The organism is Chitinophaga niabensis (assembly GCF_039545795.1).
Taxonomy (GTDB): Bacteria; Bacteroidota; Bacteroidia; order Chitinophagales; family Chitinophagaceae; genus Chitinophaga; species Chitinophaga niabensis_B.
On the sequence record NZ_CP154260.1, the window covers coordinates 3,799,648 to 3,817,902 of the forward strand.

Here is an 18,255-nt window from a genome sequence, read left to right on the forward strand (position 1 = left end):
GATGTATCTGTCTGAATATTTAAGCGGTGATCAATATGCCCTGGCAAACAACACCCTTTCTTTGGAAGGTTTACCGGAGAGAATACATGTTCCGGCTTCCTGCACATTGTTTAAAGGTATGCAACGGATGGTTGCTTTGGTGCGTTCTTTTATAGCCGCTTCCGTTTCCGGAGTGCCATCCCAGTGCGCCGCTACAAAACCACCTTTTTCATCCAGCACTTTTTCAAATTCCTCCCAGCTGTTTACCGGCGTAATATGTGACTCGCGGTAGGCAAGGGCTTTGTTATACATGTTCTGCTGGATGTCTTCCAGCAACTGCACGATCTGGCCGGAAAGGCCGTCCAGTGACAGGCTTGATTTTGTTTTTTCATCTCTGCGCGCTACTTCGGCTACATTATTCTCCAGGTCCCTGGCACCTAATGCAATACGTACAGGTACTCCTTTCATCTCATATTCCGCAAATTTCCATCCCGGACGGGCGTTATCGGAATCATCATATTTCACACGGATACCGGCTGCCTTCAGCTCTTTTATGATCTCGTTCACCTTGTCGTCTATCAGTTTCTTCTGATCGTCTCCTTTAAATATCGGAACAATCACGACCTGTAACGGAGAAATGCGTGGCGGTAGTATAAGCCCCTGGTCATCGCTGTGTGCCATCACCAGTGCTCCCACCAGGCGGGTGGATACCCCCCATGATGTTGCCCACACGTATTCCTGTTTGTTTTCCTTATTGGAGAATTTCACCTCGAAAGCCTTCGCAAAATTCTGGCCAAGAAAATGGGAAGTTCCTGCCTGCAGGGCTTTTCCATCCTGCATCAGCGCCTCAATGCAATAAGTATCTTCCGCACCGGCAAATCTTTCAGACGCAGATTTAACACCTTTGATCACCGGCAGTGCCATGTATTTTTCTGCAAATTCTGCGTAAATATCCAGCATCTGGCGGGTTTCTGCGATCGCTTCTTCCGCAGTGGCATGGGCGGTATGCCCTTCCTGCCAGAGGAATTCAGCGGTACGCAGGAAAAGACGGGTACGCATTTCCCAGCGCACAACGTTAGCCCACTGGTTGATCAGCAGGGGAAGATCGCGGTAAGATTGGATCCAGTCTTTATAAGTATTCCAGATAATTGTTTCAGATGTAGGGCGAACGATCAGTTCTTCCTCCAGTTTCGCGTCCGGGTCAACCACCACGCCACCGCCATTCGGATCGTTCTTCAGGCGGTAATGGGTAACCACGGCGCATTCCTTCGCAAAACCTTCCACGTGGGCGGCTTCTTTGCTCAGGAAGCTTTTAGGGATGAAAAGGGGGAAATAAGCATTCTGGTGGCCGGTGTCTTTGAACATTTTGTCCAGCACATCGCGCATATTCTCCCAAAGGGCAAATCCGTGGGGTTTGATAACCATGCATCCGCGCACTGCAGAATAGTCAGCTAAACCGCCTTTCAAAACGAGGTCGTTATACCATTGCGAATAATCCTCTGATCTGGCTGTGATCTCTTTACTCATATAAGTTTTTTTCTTTTTCCGTTTCCCCGGCTTCCGGAATTTCCAACGTGTTCCTGTACAGGGAGTTAGTATGTCTTATTTTCCGTTTATCCATCCCTGTTGCCATTCGGCAGAAAGCTACGATTTATAAGGCTTCCGGCACAATTTATTGGCGCAATATTTGTTTAAGATAAGACGGAAATCGCCACAAACCTACGTTAGAAAAAACCAAAACCTCCTCCGGGTGTGCGAAGATAATAAAACGCCGTGTGCGTGGCATCTTTCAACGATAAAATTCGTTTAAATTGAGTAAATTTACATTGTTAATCAAATATCATCAGATGAAACCTATGATATATAGTGCGATAGCTGCACTGCTCGTGTTAAGCAGCTGCTCTACCGCATACAAAACAGCACAGACTCCCGATGATGTGTATTATTCACCGGGCAGAGCCAAAGTCTACGCCAATAACACTGCCAGAAGTACGCAACAACAAGCTAGTAATGCAGATGAGGAAACGTATAACGACAACGGCGACGACAATTATGTAACATACCAGGATGAGGATGAGGAACGCTATGATTACGCACGGCGTATAGACCGTTTCAGCAGGGGCTATAATGGCTACTATTGGGATGGATATTATGCAGACCCGTTCTATGGCGGCCCCAACATCTACATGAACAATTTCTACGGTTATCCTTCCTGGGGTAATTCCTTCAGTATCGGCCTGGGATGGGGCTACAACCCTTATCGCTGGAATAACTGGTACGGAAACGGATGGTACGGTGGTGGCTTCGGTCATCCCTGGTACAACAGCTGGTACGGTAGCAGTTGGTATGGTGGCGGATGGTATGGCAATGGATGGTATGGCGGCGGTTACCCCGGTGGCGGCTGGCATGGTGGTGGTGGTTACTACTACACCCGTCCGGCGAACTCATGGGGTCCGAGAGGTTCTTCCTCTTCCCGCGTGTTCAATTCCAACAACTACAATTCATCCAATCCAAGGCCTGTTATCAGGGGTTCAGCTCCTGTAAGGACGTTTGACCGCAGCGGCGGAACCGTGGTGAATCCAGGCAATCCGAATGGCGGCCGTGGAAGTGCTCCGAGAAGAACATTTGACCGCGCTCCATCTGAACGCCCTGTTACAAATCCGGATTCAAGACCTTCAAGACAAGCGCCTTCAAGGAATTTTGACCGTAGTAATAGTAATGACCGCCCTCCTGTACGGCAGTATACACCGGAACCTTCGTACAGAGCTCCTGAACGCAGCAGTGCACCGGAACGCAGTTATCCTTCCAGCAGTCCAAGCAGTTCACCGGCACCAGCAAGAACAACACGTCCGAGAGGCGGTTAATAGATAACTAAAGAACGATCAATTGCGGATCATAACCTGGCCCGTAATTGATCGTTTCCTTTTAAACCCTATATCTCCATAAGCACTCAATTTATCACCATACTGATTTTAAGATGAATAAAAGAACCGTATTTCTTTTGATAGCCATTGGTGTATCTACCCAGGTCCTTGCACAGGACGAATGGGACGCATTACGCTATAGTCGCCTGACTCCGGGAGGAACTGCACGTACGCAGTCCATCGGAGGAGCCGCCGGCTCGCTTGGTGGCGATATTAGCGCCACTCACGTAAACCCTGCCGGCCTTGGCTTTTTCAAAACCAGCGAAGTTGTGATCACCCCAGGGTTCTATTTCAACAAGATCCAGACAGGATATCTGGGTACCGGCAACGATGCCAACAGGTCCGGCGTAACATTGGGCAATGCCGGCATCGTATTCGGATTGCCTGCCCACAATAATGGTAAATGGAAAAATATGGCAGTGGCATTGAACTATAGTCGCCTCGCCGATTTTAACAGCACAATAAAAATTCAGGGGGTAAATTCCTCCTCCAGCATCACGGACCGGTGGGCGGAAGACCTGAACAACGGCGGCCAGCCTGTTACAGGAGACCAGGCTTCCAACGGCTTCCCTACCGGGGCAAGCCTTGGCTACCGGAACTATCTCGTATCGCTGGCCAATGATGGAAATTACCATTCCTACGTACCAGTGGATCAGGGTATCTACCAGCAGGATATGGTGGAACAAAGTGGCGCCATGAACGAGTTCTCCATAGGCCTGGGCGGCAACTACAACGACCAGCTTTACATAGGTGCAGCTTTGAATTTTCCTACTATTCGTTACGAACGTAACCGCACTTATGCGGAAGACGATAATACAGATGATACCGGGAATGAGTTTTCTTTCCTCGAATACAAAGAGAGCCTGAAAACAGACGCTGTGGGTTTCAATGCTAAATTAGGGTTGATCTATTCACCCATGCCTGCCCTGCGTATAGGCCTCTCTTATCATACACCATCCTGGTATTCTATGCGTGACCAGTCTACCGCCAATTTACAGAATGACCTGGAAGGCTTCCAGCCGGATCCTTCCAATCCCATTCAATATCCCGTTTACATAGAATCAGGAGAGGTAAACGATGGGTTCCCTTTGGAATATGAATACAAGCTCAGAACGCCCTCCCGCGCGCTGGTGAGTCTTTCTTATATCTTCGGTACCAATGCGGATGTTAGCAAACAACACGGCTTTATTACTGCAGATGTGGAATACGTTAACTACGGGGGAACAAAATACAATTTCAGCAAAGGCCCGAACCCTCAACCCGCTTTGGCCAATAGCCTGAACCAGGTTATCCGCGATACCTACCAGGGCGCCATGAACCTGAGGGTGGGTGGTGAATTGAAATTTACTGTACTGGCCGTTCGCGCTGGTTTCTCTTACTATGGCAGTCCATACAAACAGTCTGATATTGATGGCAGCATCAAGAAGATCAGTGGTGGTTTAGGTTACCGTAACAAAGGATTTTTTGCAGACCTCACTTACATCCACACATTGGCCTGGAACGATACGTATCAGCCTTACATATTACGCGCTACCAACGTGCAGCCGGCTTCCCTGGAAACCACCGGCGGTAACGTAGTGGCTACGATAGGGTTTAAATTCTGATCAATCATTTATGTAAATAGAAAGCCGGGAAGGAGCATGTACGCTTTCCCGGCTTTTTACTTTTAAGAAAAAATTCACCATCAGTACACCTCCCAGGAGGAGCAATAAAGCCCATGGCACAAAGGGTACGATCATATGGTAAAACGAAATACCCGGCGACCTCACTGCAGCATGCAGCAGGTATGGCCCGGATGTTCTTTTAGCTTCCAGTATTTCTCCCCCTGCACTCAGAGACATTACAATGCCATCGTTGGAAGATTTTACCAGGGGCAGGTTGTTTTCTACACAACGCAACCGGCAGATGTTCATGTATTGTTCCCGCCCTACTTCAGACTGCCCGAAGAAACTCTCGCTGGACAGCATTAACAGAGCGCTGGTCTGCTCCTGTACCCTGTTGGCTATAAAAATGCTATTCACCACTTCGTAACAGATACCGATCAGGTATTGCCGGCCGCTTATTTCAAAAACATCTGAATTGTTGCGTTCTATCCTGAACCGCTTTTTCAGGGGCAGGAAGGAAAGATAGGAAGGCACATACTCCTCTACCGGCACCAATACTTTTTTAAGCTTGATGCTGATCATATCTGATGTATCTATCATCAATGCGGCATTGTATGCACTGATCCCATCCGCCTGCTCCGGACCAGCATTAACTATTCCCGTGGTGTCATAGACATTCAGTTGAGCACCTGTAATAATATGGCTGGCCTGCCACCTTTTCAAACTTTGTTTGATCAGGTCGTACTGCCGGCTGAAAGGAAAACGGTCCAGCCAAACCTGGTCCGTCAATAATGCTTCCGGCAACAGCACGATCTCTTTGGGCTGTTTATCACTCACCAGCAGGGAGTCCACAATCCTGAGCTTCCGGATGTCACTGATGCTGTCTTTATCATGAACAGACAGCGCTGCCGCTGTAATATGGCTTACCATACCTGCCGGTTGTGCATTGCTTCGGACTTTTAGACCTAAAGAGATCACAACCGGCAGTAATATGGTGAAGCCGGGTAAAATCCATTTCTTCAGGCCAGGACGAGAAACCCTGGCTACTTGATAAATGAGATAATTACTGCTTAGTATCCAGGCAGACCCTCCCAATACGCCTGCATATGCGTACCACAAAACCCATTGAGGATGGCTTCCGAACACATTCCCCACAGTGAGCCATGTCCACGAAAAATCCCATATATGATGCAGGTATTCAAATAGCAACCAGCACACCAGCAACATCATCCCCTGCCCTTTTTTCAGAAAAGAACGGGAACACAGATGCCAGATCAACACCGGCATCAAAAAGAGCATACTATTGGTCAGCAGCGTAGCCAGTCCTTTCAGCGGCCTTAACTGGTATATCCAATAGGTGACTGCTGTATTCCATGTGAGGTTCAGCACAAACAGCTGAACATAATACAACAGGTTCTTTTTAGCCTGAAACAATACCTTAAAGTAAGGCACAAAACAGACCAGCGAAAAAAGCGGGTGCACGTACCAGGACATGGATAGCAGGAGCCCAAAGAACAGCCAGCTGATCAGGAATTGTGGCCATTGCTGACGATTGTTTTCGTGGAGGAGGATATGACCCTTCATTCTCTTATTATTCTATTATCTCGGACCGTTAGACCTGGCCACGCTGATGTATACCGGTACTTCAACCACGGTTGCGGCGTACACAGAATATTTCCTGGCAGGATCTGCACTATTGCTGGCCATGGTATAAGTCGCACGACCAACAGTTATCGTCACAAGCGCACTAAAACCATCTCTCGGGTCTAATCCGGGGAATAACGTGCTGTAAACAGTAGTTGGAATGATGAACCTTCCATTGTCCGCAACACGGAAAGCCACATAACGTTTGCGATCACCACCAGCTGGTGATGCCGGAAGGACCGACTTGCTGTTTTCAACATCATACTCCACGGTAACAATCACTCCGCTGGTATTCAAAGGATCTGCCACCCAACCAAGTTCGCATCCAACCGTGTTATTAACGGTGGTACCCCAGCGAGGGAAATTATTACCCATAATAGGGCTCGAACGTGGAGGGGAAGATCCGCCATCAGTGTTAGGGTTTTCAAAACCGAACTTCACTGACATACGTTGTGGAACATACAATGAGCCACTAACAGGGAGTCCGGGAGCACTGGGATTCAGTGTAAAGTTCAGCGTTTGACCGGCTACAGAATTATAGTCTGTAACAGGGTCAAATGCAGGGGCAGGAGTAGCTGCAGGAGCAGCGGCAGCGGCAGCGCCTCCAAAACTATTCTGTAAATACATATTACCTCTGGCCGGGTCCGAAGAAATACTTAGTGGGCCGAAGCTAACCAAACCACCGGGAACAATGTTCTGGTTATCATCATAAAATGCACCGGTGAACTCATATTTGCCATCCCCGCGGTCACCTGTTACAGGAGACGTTAACCCGGCTACCCGATAAGAAGAAAAGTTCACCAAACCGAAAGAACCATTACTTTGTGTCTGGAGAAATGTATAAAAGGCTTCTATACCGTCACCAACGCCAGACATGGTAGATACATCGGATCTTCCAACCTCCAGTTTCTCCAGTGAATTTTGTTTGTTAACTGCATTCTTATCGCAACTTGTCATTGCCATCAGGGCAATAAAATATAAGAAAAGCTTAATAGGCTTCATATCATTAAATGAATTAAAAGAGTGAGAGAAAATGCGTGGAAAGCTGATTAGCATCCCGCTTTCATGGAATAAGAGAGCAGCGTAAACGCATGCGTTTGCCCCGGAGCCAATTGCGCGCGGCCTCTGAACATGGGTCTTCCTGTTGTTCCACCTTTGCAGGCATTGCAATTCTCATAGAAGTCAATGATCAGGGTAGAAGGCACTTCTCTCGGCACCTTGATGTTCATGGATTGACCACTCGTAACCCAGGTAGTTTTGTAAGTGGCTGCATTGTAATTGTAAATGTTTTCAACTGGCTCCACGGTGATCTTACAATAGTAAGTGTGACTCTGGGTGGTGACAAGTGCAGTAGCCCCATTGACAGTTTGTGGATTGGACTGAGGGTTGGGCGTTGGGCAAGACCTGTCCGTAGACACGTCTGCAATAAACTGAAGTTTAAGGTTGCAGTCCACCGGTGTTAAAGATGGCCGGGTACTTGGCGGTACGGGTGCCTTAAGACTGGACAATAGGGCGGCAATTGAGATACCAAGGAATGGCAGCAAAAAAGCACGAGTTAACTTTTGCATGGTATTTGTTTAATTGATGAAAAAAGCATGGGACTTCATGGCATGGAAAAGCATCATAGGCAACAACAATAAGTCTTATCTATCTCTGGGCTAACTTCAACCCGCCGAAGTAATGAACAGATCCATTCAGGCAGATCAAAAATTAAAATAGATGGTTTCCATAATTTCGTCTAAATTAGGAATTTATATTTAATCAACTATAGTAGTTCATAAAAAAAATTAGATGGAAGTTTTCCACACTGCATGAATAGCATTACTGCAACTGTTTCTCTAACCATGTGAGCACCTCTTCTCCTTCCCGTGCATCAAACCAATTCATTTCCGCATCTCTTCTGAACCAGGTGAGCTGGCGTTTTGCATATTGCCTTGTATGGATCTTAATAGCTTCTGCCGCTTCTGCTATCCGCAGTTTTCCATCAAAATAATCGAAGATCTCTGTGTATCCTACTGTTTGCAGGGCATTATGATGGCGGTACTCCTTCACCGATTCCACTTCGTCCACCAACCCTGCCACCATCATGGCATCTACACGTTTTACAATATTTTCGTGTAATAACTCCTTTGGTAATTGTATCCCTATTTTAATGATCCTGAAATCGCGGTTACGGGGTGTGGCTGTTCTGAATGTACTGATGGATTGGCCTGTGGCTTCCAGTACCTCCAGCGCACGCATGAGACGTTGAGGATTTTGCGTTTCCGCTGTTGCATAAAAAGAAGGATCTCTTTGCTGCAGGGTTTCCTGCAGCCAGGTTAAACCTTCTGCAGCATAACGTTCCCTGACAGCAGCCCTGATAGCAGGCGGAATGGAGGGCATCTCGTCCATACCTTCCAGGAAAGCCCTGATATACAGGCCTGTACCACCGGTAACGATGGCAACAGGGTGCCTTGTGAAGATATCGGCCGCATATTGCAAAGCGAGTTGCTCATACATGGCTGCATTCACTTCTTCCCGTATGGAATGAGAATTAATAAAGTAATGAGGAACAGCTGATAGTTCTGCAGCATCCGGTTTGGCGGTTCCGATGCTCAGTTCCCGGTAGCACTGGCGGGAATCTGCGGAGATGATCTCCGTACCCAGCTGCTGCGCTATTCGTATAGCCAGTGCAGTTTTACCTACAGCCGTAGGGCCAGCCAATACAACAACCGTATTTTTCAATCAATGGATTTTAGAACAGGTTTTCTTCCTCGGCGCCATTCTCTTCTGCACCATCTTCCTCACGTTCTCCGCTTTCCTCGCCTTCTTCTCCAAAACCATCGTCCGGCATGCCTTCCCGGTTGAGATCATATTTCTCTTCCATTTCCACCAGCTTATCGCCGATGAGGCCTTTGGTACCGTACTGGCTCGGAGCAAGCCCTTCCTTGCGTACGCAGGCGGGGTAACTGAGTTTGGTGTTTTCGTCTTTGGCTACAGCAATGAGTTCTACCAGGAACGTCCAGTTCTTGGCATAATCATAGAGGTAGATGAATTTCTGATTGGGGTCCCGCACCATTGCACCAACGGCGGTTTCCTGCATTAATAACGGCTCTGCTTTACGCGGCTGCCCATCTGCTTCCAGGATGATCTCGCGGCCACGCTGCCAGTTGTCGTTACTACGGAAAAAAGTGGCTTTATGTTTGGAGTCAAACTCATATGCCAACAAGATGGCCTGATGGAACTGTAAAAAATTCTGGGTAGGCTTAACCACAATGTCTCTATAGACACTCTCATCTTCCTCCCAATAAACTCTGAACTTCAATACCGGCATATGATCAAATTAAACGTGCTGTAAAATTACCAAATTATTTAACAGGGGTCAAGTCTAGTTCTTTGGCCTTCTGCAACATATACTGATAAGCCGCCTCGTAGCTGTTCGGTATCTCACCATCCAGGATAGCTTCCCGGATCGCGCTTTTCAAATCGCCCACCATTCTTCCCGGTTTGAGAGCAAAGATCTCCATGATCATTTCACCGGTGATAGGTGGTTGCCAGTTGCGGATACGATCACTTTCTTCCACTTCCTTCAAACGCTGCCGTACCATTTCAAAATTCTCAAGATAGCGTTTAACTTTCGCTTTATTCTTGGAAGTGATATCCGCATCACACAAGAGCATCAGCGCTTCCAGGTCATCCCCTGCATCAAACAGCAGACGCCGTATAGCCGAATCTGTTATATTCTCCTTTGTAAGGCTGATCGGGCGCAGATGCAGCTCCACCAGCTTTCTTACAAACTTCATTTTATCGTGCTGTGGCAATTTGAGCCGGGCAAAAATACGCGGCACCATTTTACCTCCAACTGCATCGTGCCCATGAAACGTCCAGCCATGCCCTTCTTCAAATCGCTTGGTAGCAGGTTTGCCAATATCATGCAACAATGCTGCCCAACGTAACCAGAGGTCCTTCGTATTCCGGGAAATATTGTCTATTACCTGGAGTGTATGGTAGAAATTATCCTTGTGCCCCTTCCCTTCCTGCATTTCCACCCCCGCCAGGTCTACCATCTGGGGGAAAATGATCTTTAACAGGCCGGTTTGATATAAAAGGTCCAAACCAATGGAAGGTTTAGACGATAACATGATCTTATTTAATTCATCCGTGATCCGCTCCTGGGTGATGATCTTAATCCTGTCCGCATTCTCCCGGATGGCCTGCAATGTTTCAGGCACAATGGTGAAATGCAGCTGGGAGGCAAAACGGATGGCCCTCATCATACGCAAAGGGTCATCGCTGAAGGTCTGCACAGGGTTCAGTGGTGTACGGATCAGTTTGTCTGCCATATCCTGCCGCCCGTTGAAAGGATCCAGCAAAGTCCCGAAATCAGCTTCATTCAAACTGATAGCCAATGCGTTAATCGTAAAATCCCGGCGGAGCTGATCATCTTCCAGGCTTCCCGGCTCCACTTCAGGATTACGGGAATGCTGGCGGTAACTTTCTTTACGGGCCCCCACAAATTCTATCTCCAGGTCCTTATGACGGATCTGGGCAGTACCATACGTTTTAAAAAAGTTCACTTTAGGTGAAGGGTCCAGCAAAGCTGCCACTTTGTGTGCGAGCGCAATACCATCTCCCACACAAACGATATCCATATCTTTCGTGTTCCTGTTCAGTAGTTTATCTCTTACAAAACCACCAATGAGGTAACAGGGAACGCCAAGCTGGCGTGCCGCTAATGCCACGCGATCGAATAACTCCTTTTCCCGTGTTGTACAGGGAATCTGCATATACTATCTACTGGTTTAAGGCGCAAAAGTACTCAATTCAGATTTATTCCTCCCGCCCAAAGGTCAATTTCTCAGTATTTCCAGCTTTCCATCCGGCTGAATACGCACGATCCGTGAGGGTTGGCGGATAGCGATCTCGTGCTGCCGGTGCACTACGGTATAGTCTGCCCCCTGTTTGATCTCATCCGTTATATCCAGGAAGGTAGCAGGTGAAGGAGCGCCACTGATATTGGCGGATGTGGAAACGATCGGTTTTCTGAATCTTTTGATCAGATGCCGGCAAAAAGGTTCTTTTACCACGCGGATGGCTACTGTACCATCTTCTGCGATCACATTGGGCGCAAGGTGCAGCGCCCCTTCATAGATCACTGTGGTAGGCCGGTCGAAGGCCGCAATGGTATCTGCAATATCGGGAGGTGGTTGCGACAGGTATTTAACAAGGTCCCGTACATCTGCCACCAGTATCACCAGGCTTTTGGATTCGCTCCGCTGCTTGAGGTCAAAAATGCGCTTTACAGCTGCTTCGTCTGTTGCATCGCAACCGAGGCCCCAGATAGTATCTGTAGGATAAAGGATGATGCCTCCGGCGCGAAGGGTGCTGAGACTTTGCACGAGATCTTCTTCAAATTCAGTTATCATGTACGTTGTAAGTTTAAGACTGGTATACCTCCATCACGGCGGCTGCACATTTATCTAAAGTGAACAGCTGTGCATGCTTTATGCCTCTTTCCTGCATACCAGCCGCAAAGGTACGATCAATCGCCACCCTTTCCATACCTTCTGCTATAGATGCAGGCAGATAAGGATCTATGTACAGCGCTGCATCTCCTCCTGTTTCCTGGAAGCAGGAAACGTTGGAAGTGACTACCGGTGTACGGCTCCAGAGTGCTTCCAGGATGGGTATACCAAAGCCTTCAAAAATAGAAGGATATATCAGTGCCGTGGCGCCCTGGTACAGGGCCGGCAGATCTTTAAAGGAGAATTTAGGTCCTTCATTCAGCCAGATGACTTGTTTTTCCATACCTTCTTTATGCAGGTAGGCTTTCACCTCATCTTTATATTTACCACCATCGCCCAAAACCACCAAAGGCAGGTCTATCTTACCTTTCAGCAGACGCATAGCTTTTACGATACCCAGCAGGTTCTTACGTTCTATTACGGAACCTACATAGAGGAAATAAGCGGATGGCAGCTGATAAGCCGCCAGCATACTGCTGATCTGCTCTTTTGTACATTGTTTTTCGAAAGAGGGATCGCAGCTTTGATAGCAAACTTTAATCCTGTTCTCCGGCGTATGGTAGTATTGTATAAGGTCCTGTTTGGTCTGCTCACTGATGGCAATCACCTTATCCGCATGTTTGCAGGCGTACCGGGCCTTTTTGCGGTAGGTGTACACATCAATGGGATTGTATTGCTCAGGGTAGCGTTCAAAAATGAGGTCATGCATGGTCACGACACTCTGCACACCGCTGTTGCTGATGCCAAAGGGCAGTTCTGCGCTCAGTCCGTGATAAAGGTCTATCTCCTTATCGATCAGGTCCTGGATCACCCAACGGCTTCTCCATACAGATTTTAACCACCTGTGATGCGCCCGTTGCGGGAGAATGGTTTGCATACCGGAAGATGGCTGAAACAGCGGTTTCTCTTTGGGGGCAAAAAGAAAATAGTTATTTTGCGGATAGTATTCTCCCAGGGAACGTATGAGGGTACGGCTGTAATTACCCAGCCCCGTACGATTCTGAAAAGCCCGCTTAGCATCGAAACCAATGTTCAAGTTGCGTTACATTTAATTCAGGCGGCAAAATAACAAAATAAATGCGATTGGTTAAAAAGCTATCAGTTTTCAGGCTGTAATGCCGGTATTTTAAGCATTCTTCACACAGGGCCATCAAAGTTCTTTCAAGGCTCTTTCAAAGCTCTTTCATTGCTTCACCCTTTAGGGTTAATATACCGTTGGTAAATACCATCTTCTGATACGCTATTAACCGGGGGATCAGGTAATTAGATTTGTTTAATTCCACAAAAAAGACTAATTTAATTGTCCGCTTTTGAGAAGCATACCAGGTCGGAAAATCAGGCTTGGAAAGACATTTACTCCCATTAAACATACGTATCCATTATTGTATCATCTTGTAACATCAACAAAAAACAATCAAGTATGAAACCCAATGAACAAGTAATGAAACCATTCTTTGCACAATTCCTGGAAGCACAGCAAACTGAAAAACGCCAGGAAAAAGAAAGTAACTGGACGAGCAAATTATCAGATGCTCCCGATCAGACCCTCAAGTACCCTTCAGATGGGGATGAGGAATGGTGGCTGTTATAGTTCATCTAACATTCAATGATCATTGCAAGCAATGGCAGTAGCTATTGCTTGTTTTTTTATCTGAAAATTCATGATTCTTTGCATTACTCATTCACAGGACGCCTACACGATAGAGTTAGTACAACAACGCCTGCAACAGCTTGGATATCCCAGCTTCCGCTTCAACTCTGATGAATTTGGCACCCGTTACCGGCTCCGGTACCGGCTCACACCAGAGGGTCCGCAATACCAGCTGCAGCATGGAAAACAAACACTGAATGCCAGTGATGTCAGTGCTGTATGGTACAGAAAACTATGGAAACTACAGGTGCCTCCTTCCCTGGACCCCGCCTATGTTCCTGCTTTCATCAAAGAATACAATACTTCCCTTCATATTTTCCTCGATGCCCTGGATGTACCATGGATCAATCCCATGCATATAGACCATGGCATCGGCAATAATAAACTCATACAATTATCCGCCGCACAGGCCGCCGGTTTGCATGTTCCGCAAACCCTCATCAGCAATCATGCAGAAGACGCCATCAAATTTTATGATGCCAATAACGGAGACGTGGTGGTAAAACTGCACGGCGCCCTTTCCAAAACCATGGATGGTGCCGGCGACTTCTTCCCCACTACCCGCCTGCGTAAAGAAGATGTACCCATGCTGGAATCCCTGGCCGCCTGCCCTATGATCCTGCAGGAATACATTCCAAAAGAAAGAGAACTGCGTGTTGCCTATATCGATGGAGAGATCTTTACCGGCAGCCTGAAAGCCCCGGAGTCTACAGACTGGCGCACGAACAGCACTACCATCATTCAATGGGAACCTTATCAGCTCCCTCCCGAAACAGCAGAAAAGATAGATGCCATGATGCGCCTGCTTAACCTTCCCTTTGGTGCTATAGACATGATCGTACAGCCCGATGGCAAATACGTTTTCCTGGAAGTGAACCCACAGGGAGAATGGGGCATGCTGGAAAAATACCTCGGATTTCCTATCGCCGAAACCATTGCAGAGAAATTAGTTAACCGGATCACCAATGAATAAAGGTAAAGTCCTCATTATCACCCATTCCGAAGATAATTACGCAGTAGATACCGTTATACAGCAGATTCAACAACTGGGCGGCAGCTGCGTACGTTTTGATGTAGACCGCTACCCGGTTGAAAGCAGGCTCAGCTCTTCCATTATCAACGGGCAATGGCAGGGCCTGCTGGAAACAACAGCGGGTACTTACACACTGGATGATATTACCGCCGTCTGGTACCGGCGCAGTTACCATATTGGCAAAGGCCTGGAAACCCTGCTGGAAAAGGAATACCTCTCTTCCACCCTCGGCGAACTGCGGCGTACGCTATTCGGGATGCTGGAGGGATTAAAGTGTTTCCAGATTGAAAGATACAGCGTATACCGCCGCCTGGACAGTAAGGAAGAACAACTGCGCATTGCCAGGGATTGCGGGCTGGAAGTACCTGCCACCTGCATCACCAATTCTCCTGCACAGCTAAAAGCCTTCCTGGCCGGCACCAACAAACCCGTGATCGCCAAAATGCAGAGTGCTTTTGCCATTTACCGGGATGGCCAGGAACATGTGGTGTTCACCAATGAGGTCACCACCGCCCACCTGGACCAGCTGAATGAATTACGGTATTGCCCCATGGTGTTCCAGGAAAAGCTGGAGAAGTCCCTGGAACTGCGCGTCACCATTGTTGGCCGTAAGATCTTCCCTTTTTCTATCGACTCCCGGCAACTGGTAGACTGGCGGAAAGAAGGAGCCGCGCTGGCCGATGAATGGCAACCCTATATCCTGCCACCCGATATCAGCCAGGCATTGCTGCGCTTCATGGATATTTACGGCCTGAACTACGGAGCCATAGACCTGATCCTTACACCGGAAGGAAAGTATTATTTCCTGGAAGTTAATGCCGCCGGGGAATATTTTTGGCTGGACAAGCTATGCGGCAATGCTATTTCCCACCAGCTGGCAGCCGTATTATTAAACCAGGCGGAAAGAAGAGATTAAGGCTGTTAACTCTGCCCGATTATACTATTTTTGCGGAAATATTTTTAGACAATGGATACACAGCAACTAATACAGACTGCCTGGAACGATCGTGGCCTGTTACAAGAAAGACAATATTCCGATGCCGTGAAAGCAGTGATTGAAGCAGTAGATAAAGGAAAATTACGTGTAGCGGAACCCGTAGAAAATGGCTGGAAAGTAAACGAATGGGTGAAACAGGCTATCCTGATGTATTTCTCCATTCAACCCATGGAAACCATGAGCTTACCTCCTTTTGAGTTCCATGATAAAATGAAGCTCAAAACCAATTATAAAGAGCTGGGTGTTCGCGTAGTTCCGCATGCAGTGGCCCGTTATGGTGCATTCATTGCCAAAGGCGCTATCCTGATGCCTTCATATGTAAACATCGGCGCATACGTTGATGAAGGAACCATGGTGGATACCTGGGCTACAGTAGGCTCCTGCGCACAGATCGGCAAACACGTTCACCTGAGCGGTGGTGTGGGTATCGGCGGTGTGCTGGAACCATTACAGGCTTCCCCTGTGATCATTGAAGACGGTGTTTTTGTGGGCTCCCGTTGCATTGTTGTTGAAGGTGTGCATGTTGAGAAAGAAGCGGTATTGGGTGCAAACGTGGTGTTAACCCAATCTACCAAGATCATTGATGTAAGCGGCCCTGAGCCCATCGAATACAAAGGCCGTGTACCTGCCAGGAGCGTAGTGATCCCCGGTACTTACACCAAGAAATTCCCTGCAGGAGAATACCAGGTGAGCTGCGCACTGATCATTGGTCAGCGGAAAGCCAGTACAGACCTGAAGACCAGCCTGAATGATACGCTGCGCGAATTCAATATTGCCGTATAGTATTAAATTTTATTTGTAAGGAGTTTTGGAAATATGCTGAAACTCCTTACTTTTGCACTCCCTGAAGATGCCCAGATGGCGAAATTGGTAGACGCACTGTGTTCAGGTCGCAGCGTCCGCAAGGATGTGCTGGTTCGAATCCAGTTCTGGGCACAAGAGAAAATAGACCCGCTCCTAGAGCGGGTTTTACTATTTTAGGGCCAGACCGGGGCCGCAATGGGGCCACGGCAAAAAAGAAAAAATTCCTGGATATGCAGTACAGACCCGCGAAAATTTACCCTGAATCCATGGACCTCTCAGTCCGGAAGTGGTATGTATATTACTGGTTCATGCATCCCTTTAAAGGGCAATACGAGCGAAAAAAAGTGTATGAAGATATCAATCTCTATAAGGGAGAAAGTAAAGTAGAGTATGCGAAGAACCTGCGCGATGCCGTTAACCTGGCTCTGCGTAATGGGTACAGTCCATTTGATGAAGTAGAAAAGGTAGAAATGTGGATCCAGGAAACCGAAAAGAGGAATGCTGCGGCTTCTACAGGGGTTAAAACCCAGTTCACGATGATCCAGGGATTAAAGTTATTCCTGACTGCTAAAGAAAAAGAAGGTAAATCGGATTCTACAATAAGCGCCTACACAACCACAGCCAATTTCATGAGGAACTGGCTGAATGACAACGGTATGCTTCTTGTTCCGGCTGCCCTGATCACAGATACGCAGTACATGGACATGATCACCGTAGCATCGGTGGATAAGGAAACGGGGGTAGGTTGGGCAAACAAGACATACAACAACTATCTTCTTTACCTAGAAACAATTTTGAACTGGTTGGCTGAAAAGATTAACGGTAATATCATCCCAGAGAACCCCATAAAAGGTGCAACCCAAAGAGAAACACTGAAACGTAAGCCCTCAGCTTATACTGACCAGGAACTCCAAGCTATACTAAAAGATGTTCGTGATGCAGGAGACACCTATATGGAGGGTATTATCCTAACCTGTTACTATGCGGCCGTAAGAAGTAAAGCCGAAATGCGAGCGCTTAAAGTGGAAAATATCTTATTCGACAGGGATATGCTACTGCTGTCAGCTGATGGCACAAAAGCCAGACGAGAAGATTATGTGCCACTTGATCCTGTTTTAAAAGAGTTCTACTTGAAGCAGGGATATGATAGGCTTCCAAAGGACTGGTACCTCTTTGGCAAGGATCATCGGCCAGGCCCGGAAATGGCCGCAGAGAATTATTATGCACGAGTGTACAAACCAATACGAGAGCGCCATGGGATTGATGATGCAAAAAAACTTTATAATTGGAAGCATACCAGGGCAATACATCTTGCCACTTCGGGAGTTAGCCCCTACGCCATCATGGAGCTTTTCCGGCACACTACATTGGAACAAACCATGATATACTTAAGGGATTTGGGGTTACTGGTAAACAGAGAAGCAGTGGAAAACAGCAGGGTAATTTAACTACCTAATCCTCGCAATAATTCATCAGGAGTAATTTTGTGAAACCTTGCAAGCCTTCTTATTGTAGATAACTGCAGGTCCTTTCCCCTTTCATACGCCAGATATTGCGTTCTGCCCATTTTATGATGGATTGCGAATGCTTCGGCACTATCAAAACCGGCCTCAAGGCGAAGGGTTTTAAGCCTTTCCCCCAATCTTTCATAATAGTCCTGCGGTGATGGTATTTCTTTTTGACCTGCCATAAGCCGGGGCAATTTAATCAACAAATGATTAATTACCCGAGTATTGTTAATTTATTTGCAAATGAGTTAATAAAATACTATTATAATAGCCCATATGTTAATAGCCCCTATTTAAGTAGTCCTTTTGTATAAAAGCTTTATATTAGCTTTCTTTGCAGCCTGAAAATATTGAAGGCCGCTACTTCGATCAGTGCCAGGAATCTTGGAAAATTCACTTTGGAGCGCTGAGGGAAGAAAGCAGCTCGTACCAGAACGGTGCGGGCTCTTCTTTGCTCGTGCTCCATGCGTTCCAAGACGTCCTGGCCGACAGAGTTGAGTTCCGCGCCATTTTTATGTGCTCGGAATATTAATCAGTAAACCTGGTGATATGAAAGCGAGCACATCCCCCCAGCAGGTCCTTGAATTTCCGTTCTGGCAATCCTTGC

The 18,255-nt window shown here is 47.3% G+C and carries 17 protein-coding genes and 1 tRNA gene; 8 read left to right on the forward strand and 10 right to left on the reverse strand.

Annotation, left to right across the window (positions count from 1 at the left end):
* Positions 1 to 30 precede the first annotated feature (30 nt).
* Positions 31 to 1,506, reverse strand: coding sequence for a proline--tRNA ligase (proS, locus tag AAHN97_RS14820; protein ID WP_343302817.1), 1,476 nt, complete (start codon positions 1,504 to 1,506; stop codon positions 31 to 33).
* A 320-nt stretch (positions 1,507 to 1,826) separates the two neighbouring features.
* Between proS and AAHN97_RS14825 the strand changes: the two genes are divergently transcribed.
* Both AAHN97_RS14825 and AAHN97_RS14830 read left to right on the forward strand, forming a co-directional pair.
* Positions 1,827 to 2,843: a hypothetical protein gene (locus tag AAHN97_RS14825; RefSeq protein WP_343302818.1), complete on the forward strand. Its 1,017-nt coding sequence runs from the start codon at positions 1,827 to 1,829 to the stop codon at positions 2,841 to 2,843.
* 113 nt (positions 2,844 to 2,956) lie between these two features.
* Positions 2,957 to 4,507: an OmpP1/FadL family transporter gene (locus AAHN97_RS14830; RefSeq protein ID WP_343302819.1), complete on the forward strand. Its 1,551-nt coding sequence runs from the start codon at positions 2,957 to 2,959 to the stop codon at positions 4,505 to 4,507.
* Here AAHN97_RS14830 and AAHN97_RS14835 read toward each other — a convergent pair whose 3' ends face one another.
* From AAHN97_RS14835 to AAHN97_RS14870, 8 genes are all read right to left on the reverse strand, one after another.
* The gene (locus AAHN97_RS14835) at positions 4,508 to 6,091 is read right to left on the reverse strand and encodes a hypothetical protein (RefSeq protein WP_343302820.1); all 1,584 of its coding nucleotides are present in this window, start codon (positions 6,089 to 6,091) and stop codon (positions 4,508 to 4,510) included. It abuts the gene before it with no gap.
* A 15-nt stretch (positions 6,092 to 6,106) separates the two neighbouring features.
* Entirely contained in the window at positions 6,107 to 7,153 is a 1,047-nt protein-coding gene (locus AAHN97_RS14840) for a hypothetical protein (protein WP_343302821.1), read from the reverse strand.
* 47 nt (positions 7,154 to 7,200) lie between these two features.
* Complete coding sequence (locus AAHN97_RS14845; RefSeq protein WP_343302822.1) at positions 7,201 to 7,719, reverse strand: hypothetical protein; 519 nt, start codon at positions 7,717 to 7,719, stop codon at positions 7,201 to 7,203.
* Positions 7,720 to 7,972: 253 nt separating this feature from the next.
* The gene (gene miaA / locus AAHN97_RS14850) at positions 7,973 to 8,875 is read right to left on the reverse strand and encodes a tRNA (adenosine(37)-N6)-dimethylallyltransferase MiaA (RefSeq protein WP_343302823.1); all 903 of its coding nucleotides are present in this window, start codon (positions 8,873 to 8,875) and stop codon (positions 7,973 to 7,975) included.
* A 10-nt stretch (positions 8,876 to 8,885) separates the two neighbouring features.
* Positions 8,886 to 9,464: an IS1096 element passenger TnpR family protein gene (locus AAHN97_RS14855; protein WP_343302824.1), complete on the reverse strand. Its 579-nt coding sequence runs from the start codon at positions 9,462 to 9,464 to the stop codon at positions 8,886 to 8,888.
* Positions 9,465 to 9,498: 34 nt separating this feature from the next.
* Complete coding sequence (locus AAHN97_RS14860) at positions 9,499 to 10,917, reverse strand: CCA tRNA nucleotidyltransferase (protein ID WP_343302825.1); 1,419 nt, start codon at positions 10,915 to 10,917, stop codon at positions 9,499 to 9,501.
* A gap of 63 nt (positions 10,918 to 10,980) precedes the next feature.
* A complete protein-coding gene (locus AAHN97_RS14865) occupies positions 10,981 to 11,556 on the reverse strand; it encodes an L-threonylcarbamoyladenylate synthase (RefSeq protein ID WP_343302826.1) in 576 nt (191 codons plus the stop codon).
* 13 nt (positions 11,557 to 11,569) lie between these two features.
* Positions 11,570 to 12,691, reverse strand: coding sequence for a glycosyltransferase family 4 protein (locus AAHN97_RS14870; RefSeq protein ID WP_343302827.1), 1,122 nt, complete (start codon positions 12,689 to 12,691; stop codon positions 11,570 to 11,572).
* Positions 12,692 to 13,075: 384 nt separating this feature from the next.
* Here AAHN97_RS14870 and AAHN97_RS14875 point away from each other — a divergent pair, with 384 nt between their 5' ends.
* From AAHN97_RS14875 to AAHN97_RS14900, 6 genes are all read left to right on the forward strand, one after another.
* A complete protein-coding gene (locus AAHN97_RS14875; RefSeq protein ID WP_084185295.1) occupies positions 13,076 to 13,246 on the forward strand; it encodes a microviridin/marinostatin family tricyclic proteinase inhibitor in 171 nt (56 codons plus the stop codon).
* 70 nt (positions 13,247 to 13,316) lie between these two features.
* Positions 13,317 to 14,279 carry an MvdC/MvdD family ATP grasp protein gene (locus tag AAHN97_RS14880; RefSeq protein ID WP_343302828.1) on the forward strand — a complete coding sequence of 321 codons (963 nt, stop codon included), beginning with the start codon at positions 13,317 to 13,319 and terminating at the stop codon, positions 14,277 to 14,279.
* Entirely contained in the window at positions 14,272 to 15,255 is a 984-nt protein-coding gene (locus tag AAHN97_RS14885; RefSeq protein ID WP_343302829.1) for an MvdC/MvdD family ATP grasp protein, read from the forward strand. The genes AAHN97_RS14880 and AAHN97_RS14885 overlap by 8 nt, the downstream gene beginning before the upstream one ends.
* 51 nt (positions 15,256 to 15,306) lie before the next feature.
* Positions 15,307 to 16,119 (forward strand): 2,3,4,5-tetrahydropyridine-2,6-dicarboxylate N-succinyltransferase, encoded by an 813-nt coding sequence (locus tag AAHN97_RS14890; RefSeq protein WP_343302830.1) that lies wholly within the window; start codon positions 15,307 to 15,309, stop codon positions 16,117 to 16,119.
* Positions 16,120 to 16,188: 69 nt separating this feature from the next.
* A tRNA-Leu gene (locus AAHN97_RS14895) sits at positions 16,189 to 16,272 on the forward strand.
* Between the two features lie 98 nt (positions 16,273 to 16,370).
* Positions 16,371 to 17,588, forward strand: coding sequence for a tyrosine-type recombinase/integrase (locus AAHN97_RS14900; protein WP_343302831.1), 1,218 nt, complete (start codon positions 16,371 to 16,373; stop codon positions 17,586 to 17,588).
* Here AAHN97_RS14900 and AAHN97_RS14905 read toward each other — a convergent pair.
* Positions 17,585 to 17,830: a helix-turn-helix domain-containing protein gene (locus AAHN97_RS14905; protein ID WP_343302832.1), complete on the reverse strand. Its 246-nt coding sequence runs from the start codon at positions 17,828 to 17,830 to the stop codon at positions 17,585 to 17,587. The genes AAHN97_RS14900 and AAHN97_RS14905 overlap by 4 nt on opposite strands.
* Positions 17,831 to 18,255: the final 425 nt, after the last annotated feature.